General features: G+C 66.4%; 5 protein-coding genes. All 5 read left to right on the top strand.

Annotated features, from left to right (window positions below; genetic code table 11):
* The first annotated feature begins 193 nt into the window (after positions 1 to 193).
* The 5 genes from AC3WLE_RS16320 (at position 194) to AC3WLE_RS16300 (ending at position 6,441) form a co-directional block, all read left to right on the top strand.
* The gene (locus tag AC3WLE_RS16320; protein WP_018308927.1) at positions 194 to 949 is read left to right on the top strand and encodes a DeoR/GlpR family DNA-binding transcription regulator; all 756 of its coding nucleotides are present in this window, start codon (positions 194 to 196) and stop codon (positions 947 to 949) included.
* A 290-nt stretch (positions 950 to 1,239) separates the two neighbouring features.
* The gene (gene gdhA / locus AC3WLE_RS16315; RefSeq protein WP_492317372.1) at positions 1,240 to 2,583 is read left to right on the top strand and encodes an NADP-specific glutamate dehydrogenase; all 1,344 of its coding nucleotides are present in this window, start codon (positions 1,240 to 1,242) and stop codon (positions 2,581 to 2,583) included.
* A 341-nt stretch (positions 2,584 to 2,924) separates the two neighbouring features.
* Entirely contained in the window at positions 2,925 to 3,611 is a 687-nt protein-coding gene (locus tag AC3WLE_RS16310) for a hydrolase (protein ID WP_010812814.1), read from the top strand.
* Between the two features lie 62 nt (positions 3,612 to 3,673).
* The gene (locus tag AC3WLE_RS16305) at positions 3,674 to 4,495 is read left to right on the top strand and encodes an alpha/beta fold hydrolase (RefSeq protein ID WP_492317373.1); all 822 of its coding nucleotides are present in this window, start codon (positions 3,674 to 3,676) and stop codon (positions 4,493 to 4,495) included.
* A 5-nt stretch (positions 4,496 to 4,500) separates the two neighbouring features.
* Positions 4,501 to 6,441 carry an amidohydrolase gene (locus tag AC3WLE_RS16300; RefSeq protein ID WP_492317374.1) on the top strand — a complete coding sequence of 647 codons (1,941 nt, stop codon included), beginning with the start codon at positions 4,501 to 4,503 and terminating at the stop codon, positions 6,439 to 6,441.
* Positions 6,442 to 6,466 lie beyond the last annotated feature (25 nt).

The following is a 6,466-nucleotide window of genomic DNA, read 5'->3' as shown; positions in this document are numbered from 1 at the left end:
GCGCGCATCATGATGCGCGCAGGTCACGTGTCACCTATGTCTCCGAACACCTGTTACCCATGTCTCCGGTCTGTACACCGCTTGCGGGAGAGGGGGCGCGCTGTCGGTCGGGGGCGGGCCCATGGTCCTTGGCAAACCACAGCAGCCGCTGCGCTAGAATCAGCCCCCAATACCTGACGCTCCCGGAGTCACCGTGCTCGCCGAACAACGGCAGAAATACATCCTCGACCAGCTGTCCGCCACCGGCGCGCTGGCCATCAGCGAACTGGTGACCGAGCTCGACGTCTCGCGCGAGACCATCCGGCGCGACCTGAACGCGCTGGCCGCGCGTGGCCTGCTGGTGCTGACCCACGGCGGCGCGCTGGCCTCGGACCGCACCGAGCCAGATACCCAGACCCGCGCCGCAGTCAATGCGGAAGGCAAGCGCGCCATCGGCGTGCGCGCGGCGGAGCTGGTGCGCGACGGCGCCTCGCTGATCCTGGATTACGGCACCACTACCCACGCGGTGGCGCAGGCGCTGCATGGCCACCACAACCTGCTGGTCTACACCAACGACCTTGCCATCGCCCAGCTGCTGGGCCGGCGCAACGGCAACCGGGTGATCGTGCTGGGCGGGGAGCTGCAGGACAACGAAGACGCCACGCACGGCTGGGACACCATTGAACAGCTGTCGCGCTACCACACCGACTTTGCCTTTGTCGGCATCGGCGGCGTCACGCCGCGCGGCGAGATCTGCGACTTCTCCCGCGCCGCGGCGGAGCTGCGCAGCCGCATGCTGCTGGCCGCCGACGTGGCCTGCGTGGTCGCCGACCACACCAAGTTCGGCCGCAATACCGGGGTCAACATCAAGCATGGCGAGCAGGCCGCCTGGCTGATCACGGACATGGCGCCGGAGCCGGAACTGGCCGCGGCGCTCAAGGAGCGGGGCGCCAGGCTGCTCATCGCCTGAAGGCCGGGGAACCCACTCGCTGGACACAACGCTGTCCGCTGATCGCACGGAAATCCCGCCGCATGCACTAAAATGCGGCTTTCACGCCGCTGTCACAGGTGTTTTGACTGTCATGTGCCCCACGCTGGTGCTAAAGTGCTGCGTTGTCCGACAGGCACGGCCCGCCGTGAATGTGCGGACAACCGGAGGCCACCCACCTTCCATCGGCGCAACGCCCGACGGCACCACAGACCGGCACCAAGCCGGCAAGGCTGCCGGATCCAGCCACTCCAGCACAGCAAGAGACATCCGTGAATTCTCCCTCCCTTGACGCATTCCTGGCGGGGGTTGCCCGCCGCGACCCCAATCAACCTGAATTCCTCCAGGCCGTGAAGGAAGTGATGATGACGCTCTGGCCCTTTGTCGAGCGCAATCCGCGCTACGCCGACCAGGCCCTGCTCGAGCGGCTGGTGGAGCCCGAGCGCGTGATCCAGTTCCGCGTGGCCTGGACCGACGACCAGAACCGCGTGCAGGTCAACCGCGCCTTCCGCGTGCAGCACAGCTCGGCGATCGGCCCGTTCAAGGGCGGCATGCGCTTCCACCCGACCGTGAACCTGTCGGTGCTGAAGTTCCTGGGCTTCGAGCAGACCTTCAAGAACGCGCTGACCACGCTGCCCATGGGCGGCGGCAAGGGCGGCTCGGACTTTGATCCCAAGGGCAAGTCCGATGGCGAAGTGATGCGCTTCTGCCAGGCGCTGGTGACCGAGCTGTACCGCCACCTGGGCCCGGATACCGACATCCCGGCCGGCGACATCGGCGTGGGTGCGCGCGAAGTCGGCTTTATGGCCGGCATGATGAAGAAGCTGTCGAACCAGTCCGCCTGCGTCTTTACCGGCAAGGGCCTGGCCTACGGCGGCAGCCTGATGCGCCCGGAAGCGACCGGCTACGGCACGGTCTACTTTGCCCAGGAGATGCTGCACCGTCGCGGGCGCGCTTTTGACGGCCTGCGCGTGCTGATCTCGGGCTCGGGCAACGTGGCCCAGTACGCGGCCGAGAAGGCGATCGAGCTGGGCGCCACGGTGCTGACGCTGTCCGATTCCGGCGGCGTGCTGCATTACCCGCAGGGCATGACCACCGAGCAGCTGGCCGAAGTGATGGCCTTCAAGAATGAAGAGCGCGGCCGCCTGTCTGACTTTGCCGCCCGCCACGGCATGACCTTCGAAGCCGGCCGCACCCCGTGGCACGTGCCCGCCGACGTGGCGCTGCCGTGCGCCACCCAGAACGAGCTGGACGGCAACGACGCGGAGACCCTGCTCGGCAATGGCGTGATCTGCGTGGCCGAAGGCGCCAACATGCCGTCGACGCTGGAAGCCGTGGACCGCTTTGTCGATGCGAAGATCCTCTACGCCCCGGGCAAGGCCAGCAATGCCGGCGGCGTTGCCACTTCCGGCCTGGAAATGTCGCAGAACGCCATGCGCCTGTCCTGGCACCATGCCGAGGTCGACGAGAAGCTGCACGCGATCATGAAGGACATCCACCAGAACTGCATCCACCACGGGCAGAAGGCGGATGGCTATATCAACTACGTGGAAGGCGCGAACATCGCCGGCTTCGTCAAGGTGGCCGACGCCATGCTGGCGCAAGGCGTGATCTGACCTGAAGTTCCGGCCGGCGCAATGCCGGCCGTTGCCGGGCGGGTGCACGCACGCACCCGTCTGGCGCATCTCCCCCCGATTCCCCCCAGGCAGTAGTACCCACCCCGCAGCGCTGGGCAGCGCCCTCACGCCCGCCATTTCCCGCCACGGCCCGCCGCCCGACTGCATCTTCCGATTATTCGCAAATCGCGAACACTGTCCTCGGACTTTGCTCCGTAGTCAGTGCACGGCGCCTTGCCTACTATGCACGCACACCAGACGAATGCTACTGGTGAACGAATGCAGCGGTAGCGGCCACTAACTTCTTAGCCTATCCAGGCGCCCCCTGACCGGAGATCATCATGACGAACCCCAAGCTCGAAGTCCTGACCCCGCAAAACAGCCAGCTGATCTTTATCGACCACCAGCCGCAGATGGCCTTCGGGGTGCAGTCGATGGACCGCCAGGCCTTGAAGAACAACACCGTCGGCCTGGCCAAGGCGGCGAAGATCTTCAATATCCCGACCACCATCACCACGGTGGAAACGGAGTCGTTCTCGGGCTTCACCTACCCGGAACTGCTGGATGTGTTCCCGGACCACAAGCTGCTGGAACGCACCTCGATGAATTCCTGGGACGACCAGAAGGTGCGTGACGCCCTCAAGGCCAACGGCCGCAAGAAGGTGGTGGTGTCCGGCCTGTGGACCGAAGTCTGCAACAACAGCTTTGCCCTTTGCGCCATGGCCGAAGGCGACTATGAGATCTACATGGTGGCCGATGCCTCCGGCGGCACCTCGAAGGAAGCCCACGACTACGCCATGCAGCGCATGGTCCAGGCCGGCGTGGTGCCGGTCACCTGGCAGCAGGTGCTGCTGGAATGGCAGCGCGACTGGGCCCACCGCGACACGTATGACGCGGTGATGAAACTGGTCAAGGAGCACTCGGGCGCCTACGGTATGGGAGTGGATTACGCGTACACCATGGTCCACAAGGCCGCGCAGCGCACCGCCACGCCGCATGAGGCGCTGGCCGCCGTGCCTGCCCGCTGAGCCGGCACCGAACCCGCCGCAAGCTCACCCGACCCCCCTTCATTGCATCCAGGAGCCCCATCATGAGCATCATTACGACGCAGGACGGCACGCAGATCTTCTACAAGGACTGGGGCAGTGGCCAGCCCGTGGTCTTCTCCCACGGCTGGCCCCTCAATGCCGACGCGTGGGACGCGCAGATGCTGTTCCTGGTGCAGCAGGGGTTCCGGGTGATCGCCCATGACCGCCGCGGCCACGGGCGATCGGACCAGCCGGCGCAGGGCAACGACATGGATACCTATGCCGACGACCTGGCCGCGCTGCTGGACGCGCTGGACCTGCGCGATGCCACGCTGGTGGGCCATTCCACCGGTGGCGGCGAGGTGGCGCACTACATCGGCCGCCATGGCACCGCCCGTGTCGCCAAGGCGGTGCTGATCGGCGCGGTGCCGCCGATCATGCTCAAGACCGCGGCCAACCCCGGCGGGCTGCCGATCGATGTGTTCGACGGCATCCGCAAGGGCGTTGCCGACAACCGCTCGCAGTTCTACCAGGACCTGGCGACGCCGTTCTTTGGCTTCAACCGGCCGGGCGCCAAGGTCTCGCAAGGCACCATCGATGCCTTCTGGGCGCAGGGCATGGCCGGCGGCATCGTGGGCCAGTACGCCTGCATCAGGGAATTCTCGGAAGTGGACTACACCGAGGACCTGAAGAAGTTCGACGTGCCCACGCTGATCCTGCATGGCGATGACGACCAGATCGTGCCCATCGACGCTTCGGCGAAGCGGTCGGTGGAACTGGTCAAGGGCGCGACCCTCAAGGTGTATCCGGGCGCTTCGCACGGCATGTGCGTGGTCAATGCCGACCAGGTCAACGCCGACCTGCTGGCCTTCCTGAAGGCCTGAGCCCGATGTCAGTCACCCGCCGGCAATTTATCGCCTCGGCCGCCGCGCTCGGCGCGGCGCCTCTCTCGGAGACCTTCGCCATGTCGCCTGGCAGCCAACCCAGCCTCATCCTCGTCAACGGCAAGTTCGCCACGCTCGACAAGTCCAGGCCGCAGGCGGATGCCGTTGCGATCCGCGACGGACGCTTCGTCGCCGTCGGCACGCGCCAGGACATCATGAGGCTGGCCGGCGCGCAGACCAAGGTGGTCGACCTGAATGGCCGGCGGGCCATTCCCGGGCTGATCGACAGCCATATGCATATCATCCGCGGCGGCCTGAACTACAACATGGAACTGCGCTGGGACGGCGTGCGCTCGCTCGCCGACGCCATGCGCATGCTGAAGGAACAGGTCGCGCGCACGCCGGCGCCGCAATGGGTGCGGGTAGTGGGCGGCTTCACCGAGCACCAGTTCGCCGAGAAGCGGCTGCCGACCATCGAGGAACTGAATGCCGTGGCGCCCGACACCCCGGTCTTCATCCTGCACCTGTACGACCGCGCCATCCTGAACGGCGCCGCACTGCGTGCCGTTGGCTACACCAAGGACACGCCGAACCCTCCGGGCGGCGAGATCGTGCGCGATGCACGCGGCAATCCCACCGGCCTGCTACTGGCCAGGCCCAACGCGACGATCCTCTACGCCACGCTGGCCAAGGGGCCGAAGCTGCCGCCCGAGTACCAGAAGAACTCGACACGCCATTTCATGCGCGAGGTGAACCGGCTCGGTGTGACTGGCGTGATCGACGCCGGCGGCGGCTACCAGAACTATCCCGAGGACTACAACATCATCGAGGAGCTGCACAAGGCAGGGCAGCTCACGGTGCGCCTCGCCTACAACCTGTTCACGCAGAAGCCCAAGGAAGAGCTGAGCGACTTCAAGACCTGGACGTCGACCGTCAAGCCAGGCCAGGGCGACGACCTCTACCGCCACAACGGCGCCGGCGAGATGCTGGTCTACACCGCTGCCGATTTCGAGGACTTCCGCGTCGAGCGCCCCGAGATGGCGCCGTCGATGGAAGCCGACCTGGAGCCGGTGATCCGCCTGCTGGCCGAGAAGCGCTGGCCGTGGCGCCTGCATGCGACCTATGACCAGACCATCACGCGCGCGCTCGACGTCTATGAAAAGGTCGCCAAGGACATCCCGTTCAACGGCCTGAACTGGTTCTTCGATCACGCCGAGACCATCTCCGACCGCAACATCGACCGCATCGCCGCGCTTGGCGGCGGCATCGCCGTGCAGCACCGCATGGCCTACCAGGGCGAGTACTTTGTCGAGCGCTACGGTGCCAAGGCCGCCGAAGCCACGCCGCCGATCAAGAAGATGCTCGAGAAGGGCGTCAAGGTCGGCGCCGGCACCGATGCCACGCGCGTGGCCTCTTACAACCCGTGGGTGTCGCTGTACTGGCTGACCACCGGCAAGACCGTGGGCGGCATGTCGATGTACCCGCAGGCCAACCTGCTCGACCGCGAGACCGCGCTGCGGCTGTGGACCGAGGCCAATACCTGGTTCTCTTCCGAAACCGGCAAGAAGGGCCAGGTCAAGGCGGGCCAGCTGGCCGACCTGGCGGTGCTGTCCGCGGACTATTTCAGCGTGCCGGGCGACGAGATCCAGGACATCACCTCGGTGCTGACCATCCTCGGCGGCGAAGTGGTCTATGGTGACGGCGACTTCGGCAAGCTGTCGCCCGCCATCCCGCCGGCCATGCCGGACTGGTCGCCGGTGCGGCACGCGGGCGGTTACCAGCCGCGCCCGCAAGCCCAAAAGCTGGCCCTGAACACCGCCTGCGGCTGTGCCAGTTCGTGCGGCGTGCACGGCCATGCGCATGCCAGGGCCTGGACGGCCGGCGTGCCCACCTCGGACGAGAGTACGTTCTGGGGCGCGCTGGGTTGCTCATGCTGGGCGTTCTGATGCCGCTGCATTGCCGATACCAGGA

Source organism: Cupriavidus sp. FW306-1B-F12B, from assembly GCF_058781795.1.
The sequence above is the reverse complement of the archived record's forward strand: the minus strand, read 5'-3'. Positions and strand labels throughout refer to the sequence as shown.

Bases quoted from the DNA above. Each gene is read 5' to 3' on its own strand.
- AC3WLE_RS16310 (WP_010812814.1), top strand. From the start codon at position 2,925: ATGACGAACCCCAAGCTCGAAGTCCTGACCCCGCAAAACAGCCAGCTG.
- AC3WLE_RS16305 (WP_492317373.1), top strand. From the start codon at position 3,674: ATGAGCATCATTACGACGCAGGACGGCACGCAGATCTTCTACAAGGAC.
- AC3WLE_RS16300 (WP_492317374.1), top strand. From the start codon at position 4,501: ATGTCAGTCACCCGCCGGCAATTTATCGCCTCGGCCGCCGCGCTCGGC.